At 71.6% G+C, this 25,309-nt stretch carries 21 protein-coding genes; 8 read left to right on the top strand and 13 right to left on the bottom strand.

The annotated features are described in order from the left end of the window. Window positions 1-3: 3 nt before the first annotated feature. The 5 genes from BLU09_RS19140 to BLU09_RS19120 form a co-directional block, all read right to left on the bottom strand. Window positions 4-435 carry a fibril protein gene (locus tag BLU09_RS19140; protein WP_244171844.1) on the bottom strand — a complete coding sequence of 144 codons (432 nt, stop codon included), beginning with the start codon at window positions 433-435 and terminating at the stop codon, window positions 4-6. Between the two features lie 112 nt (window positions 436-547). Further along, entirely contained in the window at window positions 548-1,525 is a 978-nt protein-coding gene (locus BLU09_RS19135; RefSeq protein ID WP_090490990.1) for a GPI anchored serine-threonine rich family protein, read from the bottom strand. Between the two features lie 109 nt (window positions 1,526-1,634). Further along, on the bottom strand, window positions 1,635-3,767 hold the full coding sequence (locus BLU09_RS19130; RefSeq protein WP_090490989.1) for a M56 family metallopeptidase: 2,133 nt from the start codon (window positions 3,765-3,767) through the stop codon (window positions 1,635-1,637). Beyond that, window positions 3,764-4,159 carry a BlaI/MecI/CopY family transcriptional regulator gene (locus BLU09_RS19125; RefSeq protein WP_026113917.1) on the bottom strand — a complete coding sequence of 132 codons (396 nt, stop codon included), beginning with the start codon at window positions 4,157-4,159 and terminating at the stop codon, window positions 3,764-3,766. Before BLU09_RS19125 ends, BLU09_RS19130 begins: the two co-directional genes overlap by 4 nt. Before the next feature lie 150 nt (window positions 4,160-4,309). Next, complete coding sequence (locus tag BLU09_RS19120) at window positions 4,310-5,125, bottom strand: sterol desaturase family protein (RefSeq protein ID WP_090490988.1); 816 nt, start codon at window positions 5,123-5,125, stop codon at window positions 4,310-4,312. 277 nt (window positions 5,126-5,402) lie between these two features. Between BLU09_RS19120 and BLU09_RS19115 the strand changes: the two genes are divergently transcribed. Next, entirely contained in the window at window positions 5,403-5,750 is a 348-nt protein-coding gene (locus BLU09_RS19115; RefSeq protein WP_090490987.1) for a hypothetical protein, read from the top strand. An 8-nt stretch (window positions 5,751-5,758) separates the two neighbouring features. On the opposite strand, the gene BLU09_RS19110 is transcribed toward BLU09_RS19115, so the two are convergent. From BLU09_RS19110 to BLU09_RS19100, 3 genes are all read right to left on the bottom strand, one after another. Further along, entirely contained in the window at window positions 5,759-6,862 is a 1,104-nt protein-coding gene (locus BLU09_RS19110) for a hypothetical protein (protein WP_090490986.1), read from the bottom strand. An 18-nt stretch (window positions 6,863-6,880) separates the two neighbouring features. After that, window positions 6,881-8,317, bottom strand: a complete 1,437-nt coding sequence (locus tag BLU09_RS19105) for a vWA domain-containing protein (RefSeq protein ID WP_090490985.1) — start codon at window positions 8,315-8,317, stop codon at window positions 6,881-6,883. A gap of 113 nt (window positions 8,318-8,430) precedes the next feature. Next, on the bottom strand, window positions 8,431-11,289 hold the full coding sequence (locus BLU09_RS19100; protein WP_186817683.1) for a PAS domain S-box protein: 2,859 nt from the start codon (window positions 11,287-11,289) through the stop codon (window positions 8,431-8,433). 232 nt (window positions 11,290-11,521) lie between these two features. Between BLU09_RS19100 and BLU09_RS19095 the strand changes: the two genes are divergently transcribed. Then, window positions 11,522-13,246, top strand: a complete 1,725-nt coding sequence (locus tag BLU09_RS19095) for a sensor histidine kinase (RefSeq protein ID WP_244171843.1) — start codon at window positions 11,522-11,524, stop codon at window positions 13,244-13,246. Between the two features lie 4 nt (window positions 13,247-13,250). On the opposite strand, the gene BLU09_RS19090 is transcribed toward BLU09_RS19095, so the two are convergent. Then, the gene (locus BLU09_RS19090; protein WP_244171842.1) at window positions 13,251-15,767 is read right to left on the bottom strand and encodes an ATP-binding protein; all 2,517 of its coding nucleotides are present in this window, start codon (window positions 15,765-15,767) and stop codon (window positions 13,251-13,253) included. A 70-nt stretch (window positions 15,768-15,837) separates the two neighbouring features. Then, window positions 15,838-16,353, bottom strand: coding sequence for a GreA/GreB family elongation factor (locus BLU09_RS19085; RefSeq protein ID WP_090490981.1), 516 nt, complete (start codon window positions 16,351-16,353; stop codon window positions 15,838-15,840). An 87-nt stretch (window positions 16,354-16,440) separates the two neighbouring features. Here BLU09_RS19085 and BLU09_RS19080 point away from each other — a divergent pair, with 87 nt between their 5' ends. Both BLU09_RS19080 and BLU09_RS19075 read left to right on the top strand, forming a co-directional pair. Continuing rightward, a complete protein-coding gene (locus BLU09_RS19080) occupies window positions 16,441-16,722 on the top strand; it encodes a rhodanese-like domain-containing protein (protein WP_090490980.1) in 282 nt (93 codons plus the stop codon). Window positions 16,723-16,778: 56 nt separating this feature from the next. Then, window positions 16,779-17,693, top strand: a complete 915-nt coding sequence (locus BLU09_RS19075; RefSeq protein ID WP_244171841.1) for a DMT family transporter — start codon at window positions 16,779-16,781, stop codon at window positions 17,691-17,693. Window positions 17,694-17,718: 25 nt separating this feature from the next. On the opposite strand, the gene BLU09_RS19070 is transcribed toward BLU09_RS19075, so the two are convergent. Further along, entirely contained in the window at window positions 17,719-18,663 is a 945-nt protein-coding gene (locus BLU09_RS19070) for an alpha/beta fold hydrolase (protein WP_090490978.1), read from the bottom strand. A 295-nt stretch (window positions 18,664-18,958) separates the two neighbouring features. Here BLU09_RS19070 and BLU09_RS19065 point away from each other — a divergent pair, with 295 nt between their 5' ends. Beyond that, window positions 18,959-20,254: a phytoene desaturase family protein gene (locus BLU09_RS19065; RefSeq protein WP_090490977.1), complete on the top strand. Its 1,296-nt coding sequence runs from the start codon at window positions 18,959-18,961 to the stop codon at window positions 20,252-20,254. Between the two features lie 3 nt (window positions 20,255-20,257). After that, the gene (locus tag BLU09_RS19060; RefSeq protein WP_090490976.1) at window positions 20,258-21,223 is read left to right on the top strand and encodes a sigma-70 family RNA polymerase sigma factor; all 966 of its coding nucleotides are present in this window, start codon (window positions 20,258-20,260) and stop codon (window positions 21,221-21,223) included. A gap of 16 nt (window positions 21,224-21,239) precedes the next feature. On the opposite strand, the gene BLU09_RS19055 is transcribed toward BLU09_RS19060, so the two are convergent. Together BLU09_RS19055 and BLU09_RS19050 are read right to left on the bottom strand one after the other, a co-directional pair. Continuing rightward, window positions 21,240-21,818, bottom strand: coding sequence for a class I SAM-dependent methyltransferase (locus BLU09_RS19055; protein WP_244171840.1), 579 nt, complete (start codon window positions 21,816-21,818; stop codon window positions 21,240-21,242). Between the two features lie 115 nt (window positions 21,819-21,933). Continuing rightward, window positions 21,934-22,743 carry a prolipoprotein diacylglyceryl transferase gene (locus tag BLU09_RS19050; RefSeq protein ID WP_090490974.1) on the bottom strand — a complete coding sequence of 270 codons (810 nt, stop codon included), beginning with the start codon at window positions 22,741-22,743 and terminating at the stop codon, window positions 21,934-21,936. Window positions 22,744-23,387: 644 nt separating this feature from the next. On the opposite strand from BLU09_RS19050, the gene popC reads away from it, so the two are divergent. Both popC and popD read left to right on the top strand, forming a co-directional pair. Further along, window positions 23,388-24,815 (top strand): subtilisin-like protease PopC, encoded by a 1,428-nt coding sequence (gene popC, locus BLU09_RS19045; RefSeq protein ID WP_090490973.1) that lies wholly within the window; start codon window positions 23,388-23,390, stop codon window positions 24,813-24,815. A gap of 63 nt (window positions 24,816-24,878) precedes the next feature. Next, window positions 24,879-25,295 carry a PopC secretion inhibitor PopD gene (popD, locus tag BLU09_RS19040; protein ID WP_244171839.1) on the top strand — a complete coding sequence of 139 codons (417 nt, stop codon included), beginning with the start codon at window positions 24,879-24,881 and terminating at the stop codon, window positions 25,293-25,295. Window positions 25,296-25,309 lie beyond the last annotated feature (14 nt).

Here is a 25,309-nt window from a genome sequence, read left to right as displayed (position 1 = left end):
GGACTACAGCTCGATGACCCGGGGCGTCTCCTCTTGCCCCACCTGCGAGCGGGAGGCGAGCCCCTGGAGGTTGAAGCCGTTGGGCGCGTGCACGGCGCCCGCGGTGTTCGGGTCCAGGTAGAGGCTCACCGGAGCGGCGAGGCCGTCGTACGTCACCTCGAAGACCTCCAGCTCGGTGGGCGCGCCGGCGCCGCAGCAGGGGCCCACGCGGCGCCAGGCGATGCGTTGGCCCTGGGGGCCTCGCAGCAGCTCCAGGAAGGCCATCATCCCCCGGTCACCCCAGCCGACGCGGACCGGGTCCTGGGGGTGGAAGCCGTACTCCACCCCCTCGACTCGCGGCGCCGCGGCGCGGGGCTCTGGCGCCGCGGACTTGTTGGTTGATGCACACGCAGCCAGGAGGAGCATCCCGGCACCAGCGGCTCGAAGCAGCGACATTCCGACCCTCCCCACCACCACCGTCCCGCGGGGAAGATGTGGCCGGGTGGCGCTCCGTGCATCCCGGTAGCGGGGCCGGCCGTTCACCGGCGGACGTTGACCGCGCCCGGCGTCACTTCTTCTTCGGCGCCGTCCCCGACATGTCGCGGATGAAGACGCGGTCGATGCCGTGGATGCGCAGGGCCACCAGCTCGTCCGGAGTGACGTTGGGGTAGCCCGCCTCGCGCATCTGCTTCACGAAGTCGGGCGTGACGCCGTGGATGCGGAAGGCCAGAATCTGGTCCTGGGTGAGGTCCTTGAAGCCCAGCTCGCGCATCTGCTTCACGAAGTCGGGCGTGACGCGGTGGATGCGGAAGGCGATGACGTCATCCGCGTCCGTGCCCTGGAAGCCCAGCTCGCGCATCTGCTTCACGAAGTCGGGCGTGACGCCGTGGATGCTCATGGCCGTCAGCTGATTCCAGGGCAGCTTCGCGAAGCCGACGCTGGAGAACTCCTTCACGCGCTGGGGCGTGACGCGGTGGATGCGGCCCTCGACCAGTTCCTTGAACGACAGCCCGGAGTAGCCCGCGTCGGACAGGCCGCGCGCGTACTCGGGCGTCACGCCGAAGATGCCCACCTGGATGAGCTCCTCCGTGCTGAGCTGCTTGTAGCCCAGCGCGGCCAGGGCCTGGATGCGGGCCGTCGTGACGTTGGTCGCCGCCAGCTGGAACTGCACCTCGGGCGTGATGTCCGAGTAGCCCAGCGTGGCCATCTTCTTGAGGAAGTCGTTGCTGGCATCGAAGCGGTAGTGGCCCGCGCCCTGGCCGTCCTGGAACTGGCCTTCGAAGCGGAAGGTGCCGGCCTCGCGCGGCAGGGTGAAGGTGGTGGCGCCGTCCGTGGTGGACAGTCCCTGGAAGGACGCCAGGGGTTCCGTGAAGCCCATGTTGCGGTGCGGGCCTTGGTGGAGCTGGAGGTTCAGGGTGGAGGGGTCGCTGCTCTTGGGCGAGGCCGACCAGGTGCCGCGAGGCTCGAAGGTGGAAGAGGCCGCGACGGCGGAGGTGGCCATCAACAACAGGGCCACGAGGGACAGGCGTGACGACATGAGACGCATGGTGGGCTCCTTTGGGTAGACGCCTCCCGTGCGGCGCGCGTCGGATGGGACGCGCGCCGAGCGGGGGGCAATCGAGACGTGTTGGGTGATGGGGCGCGGGACGAACGGCTTACTTCGAGCCGGTGCCGCGCATCTTCCGGATGAAGTCCGCGTCCACGCCGCCGGTGCGCAGCCGCACCAGTTCGTCGACGGAGAGGTCCTTCAGGCCTGCGTTGTGGAGCTCACCCAGGAAGTGGGCGTCCACGCCGGTGGCGCGCAGCCGCTGGAGCTCCTTCGTATCCATCGTCTGCACGCCCGCCTTGCGAATGCTGGCGAGCCAGCCCGGGTCCACGCCCACGGCGCGAAGCTGCATCAGCTCCCGGGCCTTCAGCTTCGACAGGCCGTGCTTGTTCATCTCCCGGATGTACTCGGGGTTCACGCCCACGGCGCGCAGGTGGGCGAGCTCCTCCAGCGACATGCCGGTGTAGCCAGCGTCCTTGAGGCCACGGACGAAGTCCTCGTCCACGCCGACGGCGCGCGCGTGGGACAGGGCCTTCGGGTCATCGACGTTGAAGCCCGCGGACTTGAGGGACTGGATGTACTCGGGCGTGACGCCCAGGTGCCGCAGGCGCGTCAGTTCGTTCGCTTCCAGCTTCCGGCCGAAGCGCGTGTTCATGTCCTGGACGTAGTCGGGGGTGATGCCAGCGTGGCTCATCCTCACGAGGTTGGAGACGGTCGGCGTGTAGCCCATGGCCGTCAGTTGCTGCACGCGCTCCGGGGTGATGCCCGCGTTCTTGAGCGCGATGAGCTGCGCCACGGAGAGCTGCTGCCCCGCGCCGACCCGCGTCTGCTGGTCCAACTCACGCTGGGCGCGCGAGCCCAGGCTCCGCGCCGGAGGCGCAGGTGGCGGGGTGGGGCCCGGGGCTGACTGGAGCGCCACGGCCGCGACACTGGCCGGAGGAGCGGGAGGCGCCGGGGGCGCGGGCGGTGCCACGGGTGTGGGCGCGGGCGGCGTCGACGGGGCGAGCGAGAGCGCCGGGATGGGCGGAGGCTGGCTGAGGACGGGCTCGTCGCCCGGTTGCGGCGCGGCGTCCGTCTGTCCCAGCAGGAGCGACGTCAGCGGCGCGGCCACGGCCAGGCTGCTGACCAGGGTGAGCACGGAGGCACCCGCCGCCCAGCGCGAGGCGCAGCGCGACGTGGGCAGGGTGATGAGCCGCCGCACGCGCTCCGGCAACGAGCCGCCCAGCGCGGACATGGCGGGGCTCGGCGCTCCCGGCAGCACGCGGAGCGTCTCGAGCGCCGTCAGCGCCCGGGCGTAGGAGACGGAGTTGCCGCTGGCGGCCACCGCGACGTCGTCGCAGCAGTGCTCCCGCTCGACGCGGATGACGTGGGAAATCCAGCGGACCGCCGGGTGGAAGAAGAGCAGCGTCTCCACCAGCACCTGCGCCAGGTTCACCGCGAAGTCATGACGGCGGATGTGGGCCAGCTCATGGGCCAGCACCATCTCCAGCTGCCGAGCAGGAAGGCCCGCCAGGGTGGACACGGGCAGGAGCACCACGGGCGACAGCCAGCCCACCGCGGCGGGCACGTCCACGTCGGAGGACTGGAGCAGCCGCACCGCGCGGCGCAGGCCCAGGCGTCGCGACAGGGCGTCCAGCCGCTCCTGCCACGCCTCGGGCGCGGGCAGGGCCCGGTCCGCCATCCGGCGCAGCTTCATCCACTCCGCCGCCATCCGCCCGGAGGACAGGCCCACGCCCGCCACCCACGCCAACACCAGCCAGTGCAGGTGCGCTTCCACCTGGGACAGCGCGCGTTGCAGCAGCAGGCCGGCCATGACCAGGAAAGAGCCCAGGCCCGTCAGCAGCGTGCTCTCGAAGCCGCTCGCGGCGCCGTCCTCGGCCATGTCCGCGTCAATCCATGCGGGCGTCGCCGCGCCGGGCGCCACTCGCCAGGCGGACCGCGCCACCTGCGTCACCGTCTCCTCCAGGCCCCGCGCTCCCTGCGCCGAGGGCAGGGACTGCGCGCGCGGCACGGAGGTGTCCACCGCCACTCGCGCGGGCGCGCCGTGGAAGTGCTTCCACCCGGAGGCCACCGGCAACGCGAGCGCGAGCACCAGCGCCCCACAGGCCAGCGCGTAACGCGCATGCGCCGCGCGCCGCCCCACCGTGACGAGCGCCACCGCCAGCGTCAGCGCCACCAGCGTGCCCTGCCAGAGCGAGTGCAGCAGCGCCCACCCCAGGGACTCCATCAGCAGCCGGCTCATTCCTCGCCTCCTTCCAGGGTGTCGAGCAGCCGGCGCAGCTCCGCCAGTTCCTCGGGACGCGTCTTCTTCGACGACAAGGCCTGCATCGCCAGCCGCGCCGGAGAGCCACCGAAGGCGCGGTCCACCAGGTCCGTCACCAGCTGCCGCTGGGTGCGCTGCTCCGTGGCCCGGGGCCGGTACACGTGCGCGCGCTGGGACTCGTCACGCTCCACCAACCCCTTCTCCGTCATGATTTGCATCAGCTTCAGCACCGTCGTGTACCCGGTGCCCTCCGGCTCGTCGCGGGTGAGGGCTTCGTGCACCTCGCGCACCGTGCTGTCGCCGCGCGCCCAGAGGACCCGCAGGATGGCCAGCTCCCCATCCGTGGGACGCGGCAGCTTCGTCTCACTCATGATGCTTCCTTCCGTGACTCGATTGCCTGGACCTATATTACGAATGGGTTCGTAGATGTCAACGAAGCCCTTCGTAGATGCGGTCCGTCAAAAGCCCCCAGCCTCTGGGTGAGGGAGGGGGCTTGGGGGATTCAGGCGGGTGCCTGGCCGTCAGCTTTCCTGTCGCGTCGCGGGCTCCGGCGGCGTCTGGGCGGCGGCCTGGTTCTCCCAGAAGCGGCGCGGGTGGCCGTCACCGCGGGTGCCGCCGGAGAGCCGGTCCACCCAGGGATACCGCTGGGCCTCCTCGGCCGTGTAGCCCAGGTTGAAGACGGTGGGGCTCTTGGGCTTGTCACCCGACTTCTCGTAGAAGGTCCCGAAGAGGCGGTCCCAGAAGTAGTTGGTGATGCCGTAGTTGCCCTGCTCGTTGTGGAAGTGGTGCGACAGGTGCAGCCGCTTGATGTCCTTCAGGAACTGGGACTTGGGCGTGTAGTTCAGGTGCTGGATGCAGTGGCAGAACTCATAAAAGCACGTAATCACCATGGCCCAGCCCAGCGCGGCGGCGGCGCCCGCCTTGCCGCCGATGAGATAGCCAATGGGGGCAATCACGCCGCCCACGGTGGGGAGCACGTTGGCCAGCGCGCCGAAGAGCACGCGCAGGTCGTTCGGGTCCTGGTGGTGGTCGAAGTGGATGCGCTTCCACGTCGCCGCGGTGAGCGGTGACTTGTAGAGGAATCGGCTGTGCAGGATGTGCTTGTGCACCAGGTACCAGCCGAAGGGGAACGCCACGCTCGCGGCGAGCATCGCCAGCAGCATGCGCAGCGGGTTCTCGAACCACTTCACGGCCAGGACCAGGCTGATGATGCCCACGGTGATGTAGGCCACCACCGCGTAGTAGGTGAAGAACGAGTAGATGAGGTCGCCCAGCGTCATCCGGTCCAGGTTGTGCTTGCGGTTCTTCAGGAACGAAAAGGGTGCGCTGACTGCCACGGTATCCTCGCAGGGAGCCGCTGCCCCCCAGGGAGGCAGACGAAGCAGGAGTGTGTGCGCGCCGTACCCGCCGGCCACGGGGCTTACGGCGGTGCTGTCAGTACCAGGGGCCCTTGAAATTGCCGCATCCTGAAGGGCGCCCCATAGCGTTTTGCTGGAGCAGGTGAGAAGCAACCCTGCTGAATGAACAGGCGGTGTGTTGCCTGCCTGCCCAGAAGCCGGCCCAGGCACGGGCTTCCTTCGCGTCCGATAGCAGCCCACTTTCCTGGAGGCCAGGATGACTTTCCGGGAGGCGCGGATGGCGGAGCACGAAGGACAGCAGACACCCAGGACGAAGGTCCGCAGGCGCAGGACACCGACTCCCAAGGCAGTGCGCACTGGTGAACGGAATGCCGGGCCAGACCGGGGCAGCATCGCCCTGCGCCGCACGGCGTCAGAGTACCGGGCCACGGCGGAGGAGCAGGCGGCGCGCGTGCGTGAGGAAATCGAGGCGGCACTGGTCCAGGCCCGCAGCACCCGCGAGGCCATTGAACAGCGCATCGCGGATCAACTGCACGCGCCGCCGGTGAGCCACACGCCCCCGCCGCGGCGCAAGCGCGCCACCCGGGCGTCCCGGAAGAAGTAGCGCGTCGTTCAGGGGGCGACGCGCGTGGGGGGCGGCGCGGCCACGGAGGCGACGTCGTCGGGCCCCACGCTGGAGGAGGGCTCTCCCAGTTGCTTCAGCTTGCGCGCCAGGTCCGCGGCCTGCGCGCCCTTGGCACCCAGCTCGTTGCCCTGCACTCCGATGAAGGAGACCCGGGCCCGCTCCAGCAGCGCCACCTGCGCGTGGAGCTGGGCCAGCAGCCGCTCCTTGCGGCGGGCCAGCACGTCCAGGTGGTTGAGCTCCTCACCCAGCGAGGACGCGGCCAGCTCCAACTGCCGACGGGCCACCGCGTCCTGCGTGGCCGCGGCGCGCTCCCGCAGCTCGCGCACCTGGGCGTCCACGTCGTTGGCCACCACGGAGCCGAGCTGCGCCTCCAGCCCGAAGTGGACCTCCGCCAGTGAGAAGCTGTCGCCCGTCATCTTCTCCAGCACGCCCAGCAGCTCCGTGCGCCCGGTGCTGGGCGGCATCTTCGTCACCACGTCCTTGCACTGGCGGTAGAGGGCCAGGGCCCGCGTGGCCAGGGTGTGCGAGTCGCCCTTGAGCGCGTCCTGCAACTGGCGGCCCCGCGCCTCCACCGCGTCCAGCTCCACGCGGAGGTGGGCCGGCAGCGTGCCGATGCTCCAGAAGAGGCCCACGACGAGGAAGCCCACCAGCGTCGACAGCAGGCCGTCGCTCCCCAGGAAGCGCGCCTCCAGCACCTGTTGGACGTAGAGGCCCAGCGGCACGAGCACGCCCGCGGCGGCGGCGCTGGTGGCCACCGCGGCGGGTTGTCCCGGCTGCTCCCGTCCATGGCCCAGCCAGGCCACCAGCGCCGCGGCGAGCGCGCCCGCGAGGCTCACGGGCAACGGCTCCGGGGCCCGGAAGAAGTAGGGCAGGGCGGGCAGCACCGTCAGCGCCAGGCGCAGCGCCAGGGGGTGGACCCCGGTGGGCTTCACGCACGCCTGCGCCGCGGCCACGATGGCGAGGTACTCCGGTGTCAGGTGCAGGTCCGGGACGGCCCCCGCGACCAGGCCCATGCAGGCGGCACCTCCCAACGCGCGAAGCGTGCGGGTCTCGAACTCCTCGCGGTGGAAGTACTGCACGGAGAGGGCCATGGGTTCACCGTCCTGCTGCTAGTACGTATTGTTCTGGCCGAAGTTCTTGATGGACTTCTTGAGGAGGTTGCGCGACTCGGCCTGCGCCTCCTCCGCGCTGGACGCGCCCGCCAAGGCTGCCTGGGAGCGGTTCACGTCCGCAAGCTCCCCGGACAGCGCGGCCGCGGAGGAGCCGAAAATGGTCCGGGCGTTGTCCAGCAGGCTACGGGCCTTCGCCTTGTTGCCGCGCTTCATCTCCTCCGCGGCAGCCACCATGTGCTGGGTGCCCAACGCCCGGGTCGCGTGGACGCGCACCTCCTTGTCCAGGTGCTCGCGCACGAGGTCCAGGTCGCTCGTCACCTCCGCGGTGAGCTGCAGCGCCGTCTCCGCCGGCAGGTCACGCGCCACGTCGACGTAGTGCACCCGGGCGTTCAGCAGCGCGAGCGCGCCGGCGCTCCGCGGGGTGTTCAGCGTCAGCTTCGCCATGACGCGCACCGTCTGGGCGCTGGCCATGTCGTACAGCGGCACCTTCAGCACGTTGCCCTCGCGGAAGGACGCCATGCCCATGACCTCCACGTCCTGCACTTCGGGCGGGACGTCCAGCCGCAGCTCCACCATTCGCGCCACGGTGCTGGTCGCCTGGTCCAGCTCGCGGGAGAAGACCTCCGCCAGTCGCGCCGAGTCGTCGATGAAGCCGGAGAAGCCGCCCCCCTGCTCGGCCATGCCGCGCATCAGCGTCTCCTGATAGTCCCGGCCCACGCCCAGCGCGCTGACGGTGATGCCGTCGCGGCGCAGCCGGTGGACCTGGTTCAGCAGGCCCGCTTCGGACAGGAGGCCCGTGGTGGGCTGGCCGTCGCTCAGCAGGATGGCGCGGCTGACGCGGTACTCGCGCATGTGGGGCCGCAGGGCGTTGGCCGCGGCGTCGAGCGCGCCGCTGATGTTGGTGCTGCCGTCATCCTGCAGCCCGGCGATGAGGGTCAGCAGCTCCGCGCGCGCCTCCTCCGTCATCCGCTGGCTGGGTTGCACCCGCACGTCGGTGCCGTAGTCGATGAAGGCGAGCCGGTCCTCGGGCGTCAGGCGCTGCACCAGCTCCGTGGCGGCGCGCCGGGCGTCGGCCAGCTTCTGGCCGTTCATGGAGCCGGAGCGGTCCAGCACCAGCGCCAGGCTGACGGGCACCCGCTGGCCGGCCTCCGCGGGGCGCGCCTTCAGCTCCAGCCACGCGAAGGCCTCGCTGGGCCCCGTCTGTACGTACGCGCCGGACAGCTTGCCTGTCATGTGCAGGGCGCCGTCCTCCGGCTTGGACGTCACCAGCGCCAGCGTCCGCGTGGCGGGCGGGTCCTCCGGGCGCCGCACCGTGTGGCTGGTGTCCGTGACGGCGGGAGGGGGCGGTCCGGGCGGCGTGGGCGGCGTGCCCAGCAGGAGCGCGCCCACGGCGAGCACTCCCGTCGCGGCGACCAGCAGCAGTGAGCGGTTCATTCAGGGCCTCGAGGTTGGAGGGATGCGGCACACTCGCCTGGAGTCACCCGAGGCCGCATCGGTCACCAGGAGGAGGGTCCACCCGTTGCCCGATACGGCCCCTGCTCGCGGGCTCAGGCGTCGTGCGCTGGCTGTCGCTGCCGGACGAGCTCTTCCACCACGCCGCGGACACGGGCTTCGTCGAAGGGCTTCTCCAGCATCAGGTTGGGGATGCTGGCCAGGAAGTCCCGCGCGCCCGAGGTGAACGCGCCACCGGAGACGAACACGAAGCGGTGCTCCAGCCCCGCGTACTGGCGCCGCACGGCCTCGTACACGTCGCGCCCCGTCAGGTCCGGCATCATCACGTCGCACAGCACCGCGTCCGGTTTCAGCCCGCGCTCCAGCAGCTCCAGCGCCTGGCGCCCGCTGCACGCCACGTCCACCTGGTGCTCGCGGAGGATGCGCTGCAACACCCGGCCCACCGCGGGCTCGTCATCCACCACCAGCACCCGGCCGCGCGGCGCGCGCGGTGCTTGTCGCGCATCAGGCTCCGAGGGCTTCGCGCGCTCCACCGTCTCCGGCGTGGGCAGCACCACCCGGAAGAGGGTGCCTCGCTCCGGCTCGCTGTCCACGGTGATGTCGCCGCCCAGCCCGCTGATGATGCTGTGGCAGATGGACAGGCCCAGCCCCGTGCCCACGCCCACCGGCTTGGTGGTGAAGAAGGGGTCGAAGATGCGGTCGATGACCTCTCGCGCGATGCCCACGCCCGTGTCCGCCACCTCCACCACCACGCGCCCGGCGCCGTTCACCCGCGTGGCCAGCCGGATTTCGTGCCGGTGCGCGGCGCCCTCCGGAATGGCCTGCGCCGCGTTCACCACGAGGTTGAGGAACACCTGGCTGAGCTTGCCCTCGTTGGCCATGACGGGCGGGATGTCGCCGTAGTCGCGCCGCAGCTGCGCGCGGTGGCGGATTTCGTTGGCCGCCATCATCGCCACCGACTCCAGCACCGCGTGGACGTCCAGCGGTGACACGCGCTCCTCGTCCGGCCGGGAGAACGTCTTGAGCTGGCGGACAATCTGCCGCACGCGCTCGGCGCCTTCACAGGCCTCTTGCAGCACCTCCTGCCATTCCCCCAGGTCCGGCTCGCCCTTGAGCCGCGCCTGGAGCGCCGCCGCGCCGTCCCCGGGCGGCAGGCTGCGGCTGAACTCGTCGGACAGGAAGCCCAGGTTGGACAGCACGAAGGCCAGCGGGTTGTTGATTTCGTGCGCGATGCCCGCCGCCAGCGTGCCCACCGACGCCAGCCGGTCCGCCAGCGTCAGCCGCGCCTGGAGCTGGCGCTGCTCCGTCACGTCGCGGGCAATGGAGACCACCGCGGGCTGGCCGTCGAAGCGCAGCGGCAACGACACCACCTCCGCCACGCGGGTGCGCCCGTCCCTGCGCACCAGCCGCCGCTCGCCGGTGAGCGCGCCGGCCCGCACCGCGTCCGGGCTGCGCATGTCCCGCACGAACTCCGTGAGGGGGCGGCCCACCAGCTGGTCCGCGCGCTCGAAGCCCAGCGTGGCCACCAGCGCCGCGTTGGCGTAGACAATCTGGTTGTCCCGTTCGATGGCCGCCGCGTCCGGCACGCCCTCCAGCAGCGCGCGGAAGCTCGCCTCCGACAACCGCAGGGCTTCTTCCGCCTGCCGGCGCTCGGTGATGTCGCGCGCCAGGCCCTCCACCGCCACCATGCGTCCGGAGGCGTCCGTCACCGGCGCCACCACGTGCTCCAGCCACAGCGTCCGCCCGTCGGGGTGGAGGAAGCGCACCACCACCGGCGCGCCCTGGAAGGGCTCCGGCGCTTCCAGCAGCTGCTCCATCAGCGCGCGGTCCTCCTCGTGCACGCGCCGGTACCACAGCTCCGCGTCCGCGTAGTGCGCCACCGGCCCGTAGCCCAGCTTGGTGTGGGCCACGCGGCTGACGTAGGCGAAGCCGCGCGGGGCCTCGCGCCGGTACACGTAGAGGACGTCCGACGCGTTCTCCGCCAGCTGACGGAAGCGCCGCTCGCGCTCGCGCAGCGCCCGCTCTGATTCGCGCCGCTCCAGCGCCATGGAGATGGCGCCCGCCGCCGCCGACAGCAGGTCCACCTCCAGCCGGTCCCACCGCCGCGCCTCCAGGGTGTTGTCGAAGCCCACGAACCCCGTCAGCACGCCGCGCACGCGCAGGGGCAGCACCAGCAGGGACAGGATGCTCTGCGGGTCCAGCAGCTCCCGCTCCGACGCGGGGAAGCTCTCCACCAGGCCCTCGATGACGTCGCCCCGCGACAGCGTCTCCGTCCAGCGCCGCAGCGCGGGCTCCATGGGCACGTTCTGGAGGTCCGGGTTGTCGATTTCGGGCTTCACGCCGGGCGCGCACCACTCCGCGCGCTGGCTGCTCAGGATGGCGCCGTCCTGCGCCCGGTGCAGCTCGAACACGTAGACGCGGCTGGCGCCCGACGCGTGGCCCAGCGGCGCCAGCGCGGGCCCGTAGAGGTCGCCGCCATCCTGCGTGGCCAGCAGCCGCTGCTGCATGTCCACCAGCGCGGTGAGGTAGCGCTCGCGCCGCGCCAGCGCGCCGTCCGCCGCCTTGCGCTCGGTGAAGTCGTTGAGCGTGCCCGCCGTGCCCAGGATGCCACCGTCGTCGTCGTGCATCAGCCGGGCGAACACCTCCACCCAGCGGTAGCTCCCGTCGCGCGTGAGGTAGCGCATCTCATGGCGCACGAACTCCACTTCCCCCGCGAACAGCTTCTGGAGCGGCTCCGGGTCGCGCTCCCGGTCATCCGGGTGGAGGAACTCCGAGAAGGAGCGGCCCAGGCTCTCCTCCACGCTGAAGCCGGTGATGTCCGTCCAGGCCGGGTTGAGGAAGGTCCACGTCCCCGCCAGGTCTGTCTGGAACACCACTTCCCGCAGGCTGTCGATGACGCCTCGGTAACGGTGTTCGTTGGAGGTCCAGTCAGGCGTGGAGTGCGGCTTCTGCATGATGGAACTCGAGAAAGTGGGCCGCGCGGGTGGACGCAAGGTCACCCGAATGCGCTACAAAGGGACAGAGAATCTGGATTTCCGGGCAGGCAAGCAAGGGGGCTTCGATGACCCTGGCAGGCGCGGGATGGGGACGGCGCCCCTTCTGCTGTTCTGTGGAAACACGGAGGCTGCCCTTCGTCCGGGGAAGGAGACATGCCTCCATGTTGCCTCTGCTCGCGGGAAGTCCCTCATGGCCTCTGGAAGCGCCCCGCTTTCGATGACGCATCTGGACTCCGAAGAGGCGGACGCCCTGCTGAAGGAGGGCGTTCTCCGGTTGCTGCTCGAGCAGGCGGGCGAGGCGCTCGTGTTGGTGGATGTCACCGGGCGTGTGCTCGCCTTCAACATGGAGGCTGGGCGTCAGTTCCGCATGAGCCGGCCCGAACGCGCCGAGCAGGGTTGGTTGCCCGGTTGTGTATGGACGCGTGCGGAGGATGCGTCCATGTCGGTGGAGGTGCCGCCCCTGGCGCGCGCGCTCACGGGCGAGTGGGTGGCGGAGGCCCGCTGGCGGGTGCGACGGCCGGATGGGACGCACGTCCTGCTGCGCGCCTCCGCGGTGCCGCTGGAGCGCGACGCGGGCCCGACGGCTGGAGCGCTGCTGCGCGCATGTGAAGTGGCCTCGGCCGTGGGGCTGGACGCGGTGGGCTCGGCGCGGCTGCTGGCGGAGGCCGGTGCGCTGCTGGGCGCCGCGTTCGACGATGAGGCCGCGCCGCGGTTGCTCCGTTTGCTGGTGCCCGCGCTCGCGGACGCGGCGGTGCTGTACCTGGGCCAGCCCGGCGGGCCGCCGCGCCCGGTGACGGCGCTGCACGCCGAGCCGGAGCGCCATGGTCTGCTGGAGGAGATGCTGCGCTGCTACCCATTGCCGCCCGAGCGCGTGCTGCCGTTGTTCGGCACGGGCCAGTCGGAGCGGTTGCGGGTGACGGAGGCCCACGTGGAGGCCGCCGCGCGGGACGCGGAGCACGCGCGGCTGCTGCGGGGGCTGGGCCTGCGCTGCTACCTGGGCGTGCCGTTGGTGGCGCGCGAGCGCGTCATCGGCACGCTGGCCCTCTTCCGCGCGGATGAAGCCCGTGACTTCAGCGCGGAGGAGCTGCGGCTGGCGGAGGAGGTGGCCCGCCGCACCGCGCTCTCCGTGGACAACGCGCAGCTCCTCCAGGAGGCGCGCGAGGCGGTGCGCCTGCGCGACGAGTTCCTGGGAATCGCCAGCCACGAGCTGAAGACGCCGCTGACGCCGCTGCACCTCAAGGTGCAATTGCTGCAGAAGCAGGTGGATGGGATGGCGGCCCACAACCAGCCGGTGTCCGCCGAGCGCGTGTCGGAGACGCTGGAGGTGGTGCAGCGGCAGGTGCGCAAGCTGACGAGCCTGGTGGACAACCTGCTCGACGTGTCGCGAATCACCGCGGGCCGCCTGCGGCTGGAAGTGGAGGAGATGGACCTGGCCAGCGTGGCGGCGGAAATCCTCTACCGCTTCGCGCCCTCCGCCTCGCAGCTGAAGTGTGAGCTGGAGCTGCACGCGCCGGCGCCCGTCATGGGCCGGTGGGACCGGCTGCGGCTGGAGCAGGTGGTGACCAACCTGCTGTCCAACGCGCTGAAGTACGGCGCGGGCCACCCCGTGCGCGTGGTGGTGGAGGCGGAGGGGCTCACCGCCCGCCTGACGGTGCGCGACGGCGGCATCGGCATCTCCGCGGAGGATTTGCCGCGCATCTTCGAGCGCTTCGAGCGCGCGGTGAGTGACAGGCACTACGGCGGCCTGGGCCTGGGGCTCTACATCACCCGGCAGATTGTGGAGGCCTTCGGCGGCACGGTGCGCGCCACCAGCGAGCCGGGGCAGGGCTCCCTCTTCGTGCTGGAGCTGCCGCGCGGCGACATCCCCGAGGAGTGGCTGACGGCGCACGGCGCGCCGGAGCCGTCGTCGTCCTGACGCGCTAGGCCGCGCTCGCGGATGCCGCGGGCTCGGCGCGGCGGGGCAGCCGCACGTGGAAGCTGCTGCCGCGCTGGGGCCCCGGGCTCTCCGCCCAGATGGCGCCGCCGTGGCGCTCCACGATTTCGCGGCAGATGAAGAGGCCCAGCCCCAGTCCGCCGAAGTGGCGCGCCTGGGCGTTGGACGCGCGCGCGAAGGGCCGGAACAGGTCCGCCACGTTCTCCGGAGGGATGCCGATGCCCTCGTCGCGCACGCTCAGCAGCACGTGCGTCTCCGCGGCCTCCAATGACATGCGCACCGCGCCGCCGTGGGGTGAATAGCGCACGGCGTTGCTGACCAGATTGGTGAGCACCTGCTCCAGCCGCAGCGCGTCCCAGTCGCCCTCCACCGGGTGGGCGGGGACGTCCAGCTCGAAGGTGACGCCGGACTCGGTGCGCAGCTCGAAGCGCTCCAGCACCTCGCGCAGCAAGGGGACCAGGTCCAGGCGCTTGCGCTCCAGCTCCAGCCGCCCGCCCTGGATGCGCGCGGTGTCCAGCAGGTCATCCACCAGCCGCGTCAGCCGCTCCGTCTGCCGGGCCATGGAGCGCAGCGCCTTGAGCAGCCGCTCGCGCTCCGGGAAGTCTCCGCTCTTCTCCAACCGCTGGAGGGTGAGCGCGGCGAAGCCCTTGAGCGGGGTGAGCGGCGTGCGCAGCTCGTGGCTGGCCACGCTGAGGAACTCCTCGCGCGCGCGCACCGCCTCCTTCAGCTCCGTCTGCGTGGCGCCCGTGCGGGCCGCCATCTCGTTGAAGCCGCGGGCCAGCTCGCCCAGCTCGTCGTCCTCCTCCACGTCCACGCGCTGTGACCAGTCCCCCGCGGTCAGCGCGGCGGTGGCGGAGCGCAGGTGGTCCAGGCGGCGGATGACGTCGCGGGCAACCAGCTGCGACAGCAGCAGGGCCATGAGGACGCCCAGCAGCACCAGCCCCACCACCGCGGCGCTCATGCGCGTAATCGCCGCGTAGGCCACCACCAGCTCCTGTGTCACCAGCACGTTCCACTCCGTGCCTTCCACGGGGGCCTCGGCGGCGAGCATGCGGCGGTCCGCCGCGTCGAAGGCCTCCAGCACGCCGATGCCGGGACGTTGCAGCTCCAGGCTGAGCGCGTCCGGCAGGTGGGCTTCGCCCAGCAGCGGCGCGCCGGGCGCGGTGTCGCGCAGCACCTTGAGGCCGCGCCGGTCCAACACCTGCACGCGGAAGCGCCGCGACGCGGGCGTGGTGGCCTGGCTCAGGCGCTCCAGGGACAGCAGGCCCACCAGCATGCCCCGCACCTCGCCGTCCTCGCGGAAGGGCTGCGTCACCGCGACCAGGGGCTGGCCGGGCGGACGGATGAAGGGCGGAGACACCTCGGCGCCCCGGGTGAAGGCCGGGGGCAGGAAGTCGCGCGGCTCCAGGTTCCACCCCTCCACGCTGGGAGACGCGGCCAGGATGTGGCCCTGGGTGTCCACCGCGAGCGCCGCGTCGAAGGCGCGCTCCTGGGCCGCCAGGTTGACCAGGTAGGGCTCCAGCCGCTCCGGCGCGGCCGCGGCGAAGGCGGCGCGGAAGCCCGGGGACTCCAGCATCAGCGCCAGGGACTCGCCCGCGTCGTCCAGGTAGCGCCGCAGGAAGTCGGCCTCGCCCGCGGCGGCGCGCTGCGTGTCGTCGCGCACCTGCTGTTCAATCGCGTTCTGCGCCAGGTACGCCGCCAGCCCGCCCAGCGCCAGCAGCGGCACCAGCCCCGCGAAGGCCAGCCCGCGCAGCAGCTTCCACCCCACCGTGCGAGGCGCGCGCGGCCGCCAGTCCAGGGCCTGCGCGACACAGGCCAGGGTGAGCACCGCATACACGCTGGCGCCCAGCCATGAAGCCCCCCGGCCCAGCGCGTACGCGAGCAGGGCGAAGGGCACCGCCAGCCCGCCCATGAACAGGGCCGGCAGCCGGCGGTGGATTCGGTAGGAAGGCAGCAGCAGGCCCACGCCGCACACGGCGAAGAGCAGGCCCACCAGGGGCCGGAGGGGCGCGAGGTGGGCGTAGACGGAGAGCGGGAAGCGCTCGGGCACCACCAGCATGGCCACGCCGAACGCCGCGCCGGTGAGCGCCGCGAAGGTGCGCAGCACGGGCCGCTGGCGCATGGCGGGCCAGGCCTCCAGCACCACGCCGCCGAAGAGCACCGGGTAGAGGATGATGCCCGTGAAGCTGCCCGGCAGGACGTTGAGCACCCACCAGTACAGCGCCATGGCCGCGCCCAGCAGCAGGCGCCCCGTGACGTCCAGCCAGCGCGGCGCGCGCGGGTACAGCAGCGCGCCCATCAGCATGATGCTGCCCGTCAGGTACGTGAGGCCCAGCATGCGCACATACGGGTAGAGCGGCCGGAAGGAGGCCACCCGGAACTCGTACGGGACGTACGTCATCAGCACGCCGAACATCAGGCCCACGACGGCGGCGGGCCAGGTGAGCGGCAGGTGGGCCGGTGGGAGCAGCGCCTGGATTTGCGGTGAAGGCGAAGAAGACATCTTTGCGGATTCACGCGCGACGGGCGCCATGGGTGCTAGTGCCCCCCGGGCTTTCGTCGAAGGCTCGACATCATGCGACCTCGAGCACCGTCCACTCGCGGACCTCGCCCGCGAGCATCACTTCCACGGTATCTCCCGCCTTTCGGCCCATGAGGGCGCGCCCCACGGGGGAGGCGGGGGTGATGACGGACAGGAAGCCGTCACCGCCCGGCCCCGTCAGCTCGGTGCCGGCGCCCGCGGGCAGGACGAAGAAGGTCCGCTCGGAGAAGCCCTCCTCGTCCTCGGTGCTGACGTCCACGATGGCGCCCAGCGCCACCGGCCCCTGCCGGGGGAAACGTGGGAACTCCGCCTGACCGAACTTCGTCAGCGCCTGGAGTTCTTCCTGGACCCGGCGGGCCCGCTGGGCCTGGCCGGTGGCGAGGCTGCCGAACTCCAGGGCGGCGCGGCCGTCCTCTTTCTTCTCGGACTCCGTGGCCAGACTGCGGGCGGCCTCGCGGGCCTCCGCCTCGGCGCGGTGGGCCAGCCGGTCGCTCTGCTGGAGGCGGTCCGCGAGCTGGCCCAGGAGTGCATGCTTGTCGAGTCGCATGGGTGGTACAGAACTGTAGCGTCCATGGCGGACACCTCCAGTTTTCGGCCAGTCGCCCCCCGCCCGCTCGGGCTTAGAGTGGGGGGCATGACACCCCAGGAACTCTCGGAGAAGGCTCGGCAGCTCGTCGCCGAAGGCGCGGTGCTGCTGGATGTGCGCACGCCGCAGGAATTTCAGGAAGGGCACCCCGAGCCCGCCCGGAACATCCCCGTGCAGGAGCTGCCCCGCCGGCTGGCCGAGGTGGGCCCGCCCGGCACGCGCGTGGTGGTGTACTGCGCCGCTGGTGGCCGCAGCGCCCAGGCCGTGCAGCTGCTTCACGCCAACGGCTTCCCGGACGTCTTCGACCTCAAGTCCGTGAAGAACTGGTAGCCAACCGGCGGCAGGTGACACGGGCGCCCGGTTGGAGCAGGGTTCGCCCTCCGGCCATGAGCCGCACGGCTGGCTTCCTCATCGTGGCGTTGTCGGGCGTGTGTTTCGGCGCGCTGGGCCTCTTTGGCCGCATGGCCTATGCGGCGGGCACGGACGTCGCCACGCTGCTCTTCCTTCGCTTCTCCATCGCGGGGGCGGTGCTCGCCGGTGTCATGGTGCTGCGCCGCCAGCGGTGGCCCCGGGGTGGGGTGTTGGGGGTCCTGGTGCTGCTGGGCGCCGCCGGGTACTTCAGCCAGTCCGGGGCCTACTTCTTCGCCCTGCAGCACGCGCCCGCGGGGCTGGTGGCCCTGCTGCTCTACTCCTTCCCCGCGCTGGTGGCGCTGGTGCAGCGTGTCGTCTTCAAGGAGCACCTGGGCCGGGTGAAGTGGCTGGCGGTGGTCCTGTCGGTGGGCGGCACGGTGCTGACAGCCGACCTGTCCCAGGGCGGCGCCACGCTGCCGGGCGTGCTGCTGGGCCTGCTGTCCGCGCTGTTCTACACCGTCTACGTCGTGGCCAGCGGCCGGGTGTCCGGTCGGGCGGGGCCGCTGGCCTCCAGCACCGTCATCCTCTGCTCGGCGGGTTTCTCCTTCGGCGTGGCCATGCTGGTGCGTGGCCCTGCCTTCCCCGGCTCCGTCACGGGCTGGGCCGCGGTGGTGGGGTTGGCGCTGGTGGCCACGGTGGCCGCGGTGCTCCTCTTCTTCGTGGGCATCCAGCGCATTGGCCCGGTGAACACGTCGCTGGTGTCCAACCTGGAGCCCCTGACGGCGGTGGTGCTGGGGGCGCTCTTCCTGGACGAGCGGCTCACCCCGCGCCAGGTCCTGGGAGGCGTTCTCATCCTCGGGGCCGCGGTGATGCTGGCCCGCGCCGATGTGCCCCGCGCCTCCCCGGAGCCGCCCGCGGGAGGCGGTGCTCCGGGGGCGGTGCCCGGTTAGTCCCGGGCACGCGACTTCCTCCGTCCTACCAGCGCGTCACTTCGCGCAGGAAGCGGTGCACGTCCTGGTTGAAGCGCCGCGGCTGCTCCGCGTGGGGCGCGTGGCCGGTGTTCGGGTACAGCTTGAACTCGGCGTCCGGCAGGGCGTCCACCAGCGCCTGCTGGTCCGCGACGGAGAAGAAGCCGTCCTGGTCTCCGCCAATGACGAGCACCGGCACGCGGATGTGGTTCAGCCGCGCCGAGTGGTCCTCCGCGAGCAGGCCGTCCAGCGCGTCCTGCCACACGCGCGCGGGCACCTTGCCGCTCTCCGACACCATCGTGTTGATGTACGACGCCGGGACAGGGCGCACGAAGGTGCTCTCCTGGAACGCGCGGATGAACTCCGGATCCACCGTGCCCTCGAACGTGTCCACGATGGACTTCAGCTCCAGCGCCACCGGGTTGCCGGCGACGGTGGGCGCCGAGCCGACGAGCACCAGTCCCTTCACGCGCCGCGGGAAGTCCAACGCCACCTGCTGCGCGATGAAGCTGCCCATGGAGTGGCCGACGAGGATGGCGCTGCGCTCGCCCACCGCTTCCAGGAAGGCGTCCACGTCCGCGGCGAAGGACTGCTGCGTGTAGCAGCACGCCGGGCGCGTCGAATCCCCGTGGCCGCGCTGGTCCAGCACGTAGACGTGGTGGTTGCGCGGGAAGGTGCGCAGGTTCAGGTCCCACGTGTGGTTGGAATCCGAAAAGCCGTGGAGGAAGACCACCGCGGGGCCCAGCGGCAGGCCCTGCTCCACGTAGCGCAGCGTCACGCCGGTGCGCAGGCGGACGGAGCGCTCACGGGGCGTGCCGAACAGCTCCTGCTCGGTGGAGGCCACCTCGGCGCCCTCGGGTGCCAGCCGCAGGTCATTCGAGTCGGACTCCGGCGCGGGACCACAGGCGGCGAGAACGGGAAGAGCGAGCAGGGCGGCGAGGAGCTTTCTCATGCGTGAATGCCTCGAGGCTCTCCGGCGGGAAAGTCCGCCGGTGCATGGAGAAGTCTACGACTACCTCTGACATTGCCTCGCTGTAGGTGACTTGCGGGGTGGGTGCGCACCCGTTTTTCAGAGCTGAGAGCCAGCGGGAACCCGCTCAAAACGCACCGTGGACGGAAGGTTCTCGCGCGGGCGGCGCGTCTGTCACGGCCGTGCAACACGGGCCCGCGTAACCTTTCGGCCGCCGCCTTCGTGGTGTCGCTGAATGCCCGGCGTTTCACCGGGCCATTTCGGTGGAGGACGGCACATGAAGGCACCTCGAGTGGCGGTCATCGGCGGAGGACTGGGTGGCCTGTCGGCGGCGGCGCTGCTGGCGCGGGGCGGTTGCGCGGTGACGCTCTTCGAGCGCTCGAAGCACCTGGGAGGCCGGGGACAGACGTCGGACGTGGAGGGCTTCCGCTTCAACCTCGGGGCCCACGCGCTGTACCAGGGGGGCGCGGGGATGCGCGTGCTTGGCGAACTGGGCGTGAAGCCCCCGGGTGGCATGCCCGGCGCGGGCTCGTATCTGCTGAGTGGCGGACGCCTGCGCACGATGCCGCGCGGGCTGGTCTCCATGCTGACCACGGATGCGCTGGGGCTGCCGGGGAAGCTGGAGCTCGCGAAGCTGCTCGCGGGGCTGGGACGCGTGGACCTGGCGCCGCTGGCGAACATCACCACGCGCGACTGGGTGGAGCAGCACCTGACGAACGCGGACGCCCGCGCCTTCATCCTGGCGCTGGTGCGGGTGATGACCTACTGCGCGGACGTGGACGCGATGAGCGCCCAGTCCGCCGTCGCCCAGCTCCAGGCGAAGCCGGCCGTGCTCTACGTGGACGGCGGATGGAGCACGCTGGTCTCCGAGTTGGAGACCCGCGCGCGCGATGCGGGCACGCGGCTGGAGCTCTCCGCGCGGGTGAGCGCGGTCCTGCTGGCGGAGGCGGGCCCGCGCGTTCGGGGCGTGCGGCTCGCGGATGGGACGGAGCACGCGGCGGACGCGGTGGTGGTGGCGGGCGGGCCGGGTGACATCGCGGCGCTGCTGCCCGCTGACGCGCTCCTGGCGCACGACGCGGCCCGCGCCGTGCCGGTGAAGGCGGCCACGCTGGAGCTGGGGCTGTCCCGGTTGCCCCGTCCGGACGCGCTGTTCGCGCTCGGTACGGATGGCCCCTGGTACGCGTCGGTGCACTCCGCGGTGGCGAAGCTGGCGCCGGAAGGCGGCGCGATGGTGCATGTGATGCAATACCTGGGCGGCAGGGGCCCGGAGGCGAGCGAGGCCCGCTTGGAGAAAGTGATGGATGCGCTGCAACCCGGCTGGCGGGCGTCCGTGGTGGCGCGCCGTTACCGGCCCTCCCTGCTGGTGTCGCACTGGCTGCCGACGGCGCAAACGGGGGGCCTGTGCGGACGCCCCTCGGTGGAGGTGCCGCACGTGCCTGGGTTGTACCGCGTGGGAGATTGGGTGGGGCCGGAGGGCTTGCTCGCGGAGGCGTCCTTCGCCAGCGCGGAGTCGGTGGCGCGCGCGCTCGTCCCGAGCCAGCAGGTGGCGTCACGCCGGGCAGTGGGGCGCTGACGCATGGACCGCTCCGCGCGCGAAGGACTGGCGCAGGCCGTGCGCGAGCACGAGCGCTTCCTGTGGGGGCTCTGCTACCGCATGACGGGCGTGTCGGCGGACGCGGAGGACCTGGTGCAGGAGACCTTCGCGCGCGCCCTGGCCTCGCCGCCCGCGCGAACGGAGGCGCTGCGCCCCTGGCTGACGCGGGTGGCGGTGAACCTGGCCCGGGACACGTTGCGGCGGCGCAAGCGCGAGGGCTACGTGGGACCCTGGCTGCCCTCGCCGCTGGACACGGGAGAGGAGGAGCTGCCGCCCCCTGGCGTGGAGGCGCGGCTGCCGGGAGGCGGCTCGACGGAGGGGCGCTACGCGCTGCTGGAGAGTGTCTCCTTCGCCTTCCTGCTCGCGCTGGAGGCGCTGTCGCCCAAGCAGCGGGCGGTGCTGCTCCTGCGCGACGTGTTCGACTACTCGGTGCGCGAGGTGGCCGAGGCGCTGAACCTGCGCGAGTCCAACGTGAAGGTGGTGCACCACCGCGCGCGGGCGGCGATGGCGGCGTACGACCGCGCCCGCTGCCTGCCGACGCGGGAGTTCCAGGCGCGCGCCCGCGCCGCGCTGGAGGGCTTCCTGGGCGCGCTGCTGACGGGGGACGTGGCGGCGGCGGAGGCGCTGCTCGCCGGCGACGTGTGCGCGCTGTCGGACGGCGGTGGCCAGTACCGCGCCGCGCGCGTGCCAGTGCTGGGACAATCGCGCGTGCTGCTGCTCTACCGGCGGCTGATGGAGATGCGGGGGGCGCCCTCCGCCGTGGAGCTGCGGATGCTCAACGGCCTGCCTGCGGTGGTGGCCGTGTTTCCTCCGCCCCAGCGCGACCCGCAGGCGGGCACCCAGATGGTGGTCCGCATGGAGCTGGCGGCGGACGGGCGAATCACCCAGGTCCACTCCATCCTCGCGGACCGCAAGCTCGCCGGGCTGCGCATGCCCGTGCCCGCCTGAGCGCTCCGGCGGCGCGTCAGCTCGCCGGGCGCCGGGCGAGGATGAGCTCGCTCACGCCCTGGAGCCGCTGCACGCGCCGCTCGATGTCGAAGCCCGCGCGCCGCACCAGGTCGAACGTCTCCCGGTCCAGCCGGCACCCGCCGCTCACCCGCATCCAGGCGGGGGTGAGCAAGTCCTGCACGGTGGCCAGCGCTGGCGAGGGCGCGCGCACGTGCTCCAGCATGCGCAGCGCGCCGCCCGGGCGCAGGACCCGGAAAATCTCCGCCAGCGCCCGCGCCGGGGCCTCCACGCTGCAGAAGACGAGGCTGGACACCACGGCGTCGAAGGAGGCGGCGGGGAAGGGCAGGGACTCCACGCTGGCGTACAGCAGCCGCGCGTCGGGCCGCCGTCGCTGGGCGCGCGCGAGCGCCGCTTCGTCCACGTCGATGGCGGTGACGGCGGTGACGGTGTCCGGGTAGCCGGGCAACGCCAGTCCGGTGCCGGTGCCCACCTCCAGCACGTGGCCGGACAGGCCGCGCACCAGCTTGCGCCGGGCGGCGGTGAGGCCCAGCCAGCCCAGGGGCGTCATGACTGCGTCGTACGCGAGTGCCTTCATGCGAGCAGCCTCCTCGTCAGAAACACGCGGGCCCGGAAGCCCGCCGCGGATGCGCCGGAACTCCGGGCCCATGAGACGCCAGGCTGCCGCGAGAAGGGCAGCGGACGTTGCGACCCTACCGCGCGCCCACCGTTCCCGGGCTCTTCGGCGACGACGGCGGCGGCGAGGAGGCCGCGCCCGGCGCCTGGGGCCGCAGGACGCCCCAGATGCCGTAGAGCGCCAGCGCGATGCAGCCGTACTGCGCGGGCGTCAGTCCGAAGTAGCGGGCGTCCACGTAGGCCATGTCCGTGGCGCGCAGGAAGTCGAAGAAGAAGCGGCACGCCGCGTACAGCACCGCCAGCAGCGGCAGCAGGCGCCCCTTCAGCTTCCCCGCGTTGCGCAGGGCGTACAGCACGCCGCTGATGGCGAAGAGCGCCATGGCGTCGTACATGCCCAGGTCGTGCCGGGGGCCACCGGGGAAGGCCACCGCCAGGAAGAAGTCCGTGGGCACGCCCGGGTGGTCATGCACGGCGAAGCAGCCCAGCCGCGCCACCGCCCAGCCCGGCGCCACGCCCAGGGCGAACGAGTCCGCGTAGTCGGAGAAGCGCAGCTTGCGGACCTTGAAGAACACGACGGCGGCGAGGATGCCGCCCAGGAGGCCGCCGAACGAGGACAGGCCATCCCAGACCTTCAAAATCTGGAACGGGCTCTTGGACAGCTCCTCCGGGTGGTAGAAAAACAGGTGCACCCAGTGGCCCACGACGACGCCGACACCCACGCCCCAGGGCGCGAAGTCGGCGAGCGGCTCCGGGTTCAGGCCTTCGCGCTCGGCGTTACGGCCAAGCAGGCGAGCGGCCAGCAGGATGCCCACCGCGACGAGGATGCCGAAGGGCTCGATTTTCAGGGGCCCCAGCTCAATCGAGGGGGCGTGCCAATAGGGAATCACGTCAGGCGGCTCCAGGGGATGCGAACGTCCCTCCCTTAATCCGGGCGGAGGGATGTGGGCGAACAATTGTCGGAACGGAGTCTTTCCCGGCCTCGTCTTCTTGGAGGTCGGGTGGAGGACACCGCTCCTGTGTGCCTCCGGGCACCTCGCTCGTACCCGGGAGGGAATCACTCCCACTTCCGGACGTTCGCGCAAGGCCAGTTAGAACCGAATTAATCCATTCGTGCGTGTACTACGGGAAATCCGTGGTTTTTTGTCAGGCCCTTCCTGTCCAATCGGACGGGAACGCAGGGCCTCTCTGGAGGAAGGGGGACAGGCATGACGCCGCGAGCAGACTGTCACGTCGGGCCGGGCGCGCGAAGCAACGCGCTGCGGACGTGCGCGCGCTCCTGGCTGCGCCACCCTTCGCCCGGGCAACTCCTTCCACCCGCCGGGCCGGAGGTCCCGGGGGGACGTCGCCACAGGCACGCGGCGCGGAGGTCGCGCTGGTGGGCCACCCCTGTCGGAGGCGCGCGGCCACGGGCGCGGCCCCATTGCCCCTGTCGCACGCGCGAGGCTCCGCACGCGACGGGTGCTGACCTGATGCCGGATGACCTCGCCTCATGCGTCCGGCGTAGCACGGTGGTTCAAGGAGCACACAACTCATGAAGTCCTACCTGTTGGTTCCAAAGGAGTCCATCGAGACGCAGGCGCGTGTGGGGCCTCGCGGCACGGAGCAGGGCGAGCGCGTGCTGTCGCGCACGACGGCGCTGCGCTTCGCGGTGGCGAACAAGGCGCCCGACGCGTTGTTCGCGCTCGGACTGCGGTCGGCCACGCTGCCCGGCGCGCGTCCGCCCGTCAGTGGACAGGAAGAGCGCCGTCGGAAGGGCAAGGGCGCGAAGTCGGCGCGCACGGGCACGCGCGGCGCGGACTCCTCCACGCCGCCCATGCCGGGCGCGACGGTGGCCGAGCAGACCGGCGCGGAGCCCGGCAGCTACCGGTACATGCCGCTCATCGGTGCCACCATGGCGCACTTCTACGAAGACCATACGGAGAAGGAAGCCCGTGGCGCGCTGGAGCGCGACTTCGAGTTCATCCCCGACGTCGTCCCGTTGTCCTTCCCCGGCCCGGTGTCGGCGGGACAACCCGGACCGCGCAACCGGGGCATGTCCTCGCTGGCCGAGCGCGAGTGGCCCGACGAGTCCGGCGTTCCCCTGGCCCACGCCCAGGGCATCCGCGGCGCCGGCGTCATGCTGGGCATCCTCGACACCGGCGTGGACGCGGACCACCCCGAGCACGCGGCGCGCGTCATCCAGTTCCGCTACGTGTCGCTGTTCCCCAACTCGCCGCACAATCCGGCGCGTGACATCCGCGGCTTCGACCCGGACGGCCACGGTACGCACGTGTGCGGCATCGCCGCGGGCGTGCACCACGGCGTCGCCCCGGAGGTGGACCTCTACGTCGCGTCCGTCATCGAATCGGAGACCATCCGCACCAGCCTGGGCCGCGTGGCCGCGGGCATGGAGTGGCTGCTGCACCAGTTCAGCCGCCCGGAGAACTCGACGCGGCCCGCGGTGGTCAACCTGTCGCTCGGCTTCCCGCTGATGCCGCCGCCCGGCATCTCGGAGGCGGACTACAACCTCAACCTGCGCGCGCTGCAGACGATGATTCGTCGCCTGCTCGACAGCAATGTCCTGCCGGTTGTGGCGGCAGGTAACAGTGGACCCGACACGGTTGGTTATCCAGCCGCCTTTCCAGAATCACTGGCTGTCGGCGCGGTCGACTTCGAGCGTAACGTGGCCACATTCTCCGCGAGTGGCACCGTGGGTAGGCGCGTCGTGCCGGACATCATGGGGTATGGGGTGAATGTCTATTCCAGCACGGAGCGTCGTTGTAACAACCAGGCGTTCTACGAGCGAATGAGTGGCACGAGCATGGCAGCGCCTTATGTAGCGGGTATCGCGGCGCTGTACCGTTGCCGTGCCCCTGACTTGACGGCGCTCGAGGTGAGGGATTTGATCCTGTCGAATGCGGTGAAGCTCCCTCGGTCGGGAACGCACAAGACAGGCAAGGGCCTGGCCGTATTCAGGTGACGGTGGTGGTTGAAGCCGGGGTCGGCGCCATGGGAGCGCCGGACCCGGGAGAGGATGAGGGCCATGGGCAGGAAAAATGGCGAGTGGGGGGACGTCCGGGTCGGCGGCGTCCCGGGTCTGTCCGCGCGCGTGCGCCCATTGCCGGGCGCCGCGAGTGCGGACACGCAGCCCGACTGGATTGACGTGACGGTGATGCCCCGCGAGGAACCCGCGGCGGCGTCGCGTAGACGCACGTCTCCACGGCCGCCCGTCCGCTCCCGCGCGGAAGTGCACCAGGCCGGCCTGGCCGAAAGCGCGCAGTTCCACCAGAGCCTCATGCGCTGGCTGGAGGCACACCACCTCCTGGGCGCGGTGCGCTCGGTGAGCGAGCCGGGCTCCATGCCCATGCTCCACCTGCGCTGCGCGCCGCGGGTGCTGGACCAGCTGCGCCGTGCCCCGGAGTTCGAAGCGGGCACGATGATGCCCCTCGACCTCATCTAGCGGTGGGTGCCCCT

Origin of the sequence: Myxococcus virescens (assembly GCF_900101905.1) — a bacterium.
GTDB classification, from domain to species: Bacteria; Myxococcota; Myxococcia; order Myxococcales; family Myxococcaceae; genus Myxococcus; species Myxococcus virescens.
The sequence above is the reverse complement of the archived record's forward strand: the minus strand, read 5'-3'. Positions and strand labels throughout refer to the sequence as shown.

What these genes read in the sequence shown, in the direction of transcription:
- BLU09_RS19055 (WP_244171840.1), bottom strand. Translation starts at nt 21,818, where the DNA reads ATGAAGGCACTCGCGTACGACGCAGTCATGACGCCCCTGGGCTGGCTG.
- BLU09_RS19125 (WP_026113917.1), bottom strand. Translation starts at nt 4,159, where the DNA reads ATGAGTGAGACGAAGCTGCCGCGTCCCACGGATGGGGAGCTGGCCATC.
- BLU09_RS19090 (WP_244171842.1), bottom strand. Translation starts at nt 15,767, where the DNA reads ATGTCTTCTTCGCCTTCACCGCAAATCCAGGCGCTGCTCCCACCGGCC.
- BLU09_RS19070 (WP_090490978.1), bottom strand. Translation starts at nt 18,663, where the DNA reads ATGAGAAAGCTCCTCGCCGCCCTGCTCGCTCTTCCCGTTCTCGCCGCC.
- BLU09_RS19130 (WP_090490989.1), bottom strand. Translation starts at nt 3,767, where the DNA reads ATGAGCCGGCTGCTGATGGAGTCCCTGGGGTGGGCGCTGCTGCACTCG.
- BLU09_RS19105 (WP_090490985.1), bottom strand. Translation starts at nt 8,317, where the DNA reads ATGAACCGCTCACTGCTGCTGGTCGCCGCGACGGGAGTGCTCGCCGTG.
- BLU09_RS19060 (WP_090490976.1), top strand. Translation starts at nt 20,258, where the DNA reads ATGGACCGCTCCGCGCGCGAAGGACTGGCGCAGGCCGTGCGCGAGCAC.
- popD (WP_244171839.1), top strand. Translation starts at nt 24,879, where the DNA reads ATGGGCAGGAAAAATGGCGAGTGGGGGGACGTCCGGGTCGGCGGCGTC.
- BLU09_RS19065 (WP_090490977.1), top strand. Translation starts at nt 18,959, where the DNA reads ATGAAGGCACCTCGAGTGGCGGTCATCGGCGGAGGACTGGGTGGCCTG.
- BLU09_RS19085 (WP_090490981.1), bottom strand. Translation starts at nt 16,353, where the DNA reads ATGCGACTCGACAAGCATGCACTCCTGGGCCAGCTCGCGGACCGCCTC.
- BLU09_RS19095 (WP_244171843.1), top strand. Translation starts at nt 11,522, where the DNA reads ATGGCCTCTGGAAGCGCCCCGCTTTCGATGACGCATCTGGACTCCGAA.
- BLU09_RS19080 (WP_090490980.1), top strand. Translation starts at nt 16,441, where the DNA reads ATGACACCCCAGGAACTCTCGGAGAAGGCTCGGCAGCTCGTCGCCGAA.
- BLU09_RS19115 (WP_090490987.1), top strand. Translation starts at nt 5,403, where the DNA reads ATGACTTTCCGGGAGGCGCGGATGGCGGAGCACGAAGGACAGCAGACA.
- BLU09_RS19140 (WP_244171844.1), bottom strand. Translation starts at nt 435, where the DNA reads ATGTCGCTGCTTCGAGCCGCTGGTGCCGGGATGCTCCTCCTGGCTGCG.
- popC (WP_090490973.1), top strand. Translation starts at nt 23,388, where the DNA reads ATGAAGTCCTACCTGTTGGTTCCAAAGGAGTCCATCGAGACGCAGGCG.
- BLU09_RS19075 (WP_244171841.1), top strand. Translation starts at nt 16,779, where the DNA reads ATGAGCCGCACGGCTGGCTTCCTCATCGTGGCGTTGTCGGGCGTGTGT.
- BLU09_RS19100 (WP_186817683.1), bottom strand. Translation starts at nt 11,289, where the DNA reads ATGCAGAAGCCGCACTCCACGCCTGACTGGACCTCCAACGAACACCGT.
- BLU09_RS19135 (WP_090490990.1), bottom strand. Translation starts at nt 1,525, where the DNA reads ATGCGTCTCATGTCGTCACGCCTGTCCCTCGTGGCCCTGTTGTTGATG.
- BLU09_RS19110 (WP_090490986.1), bottom strand. Translation starts at nt 6,862, where the DNA reads ATGGCCCTCTCCGTGCAGTACTTCCACCGCGAGGAGTTCGAGACCCGC.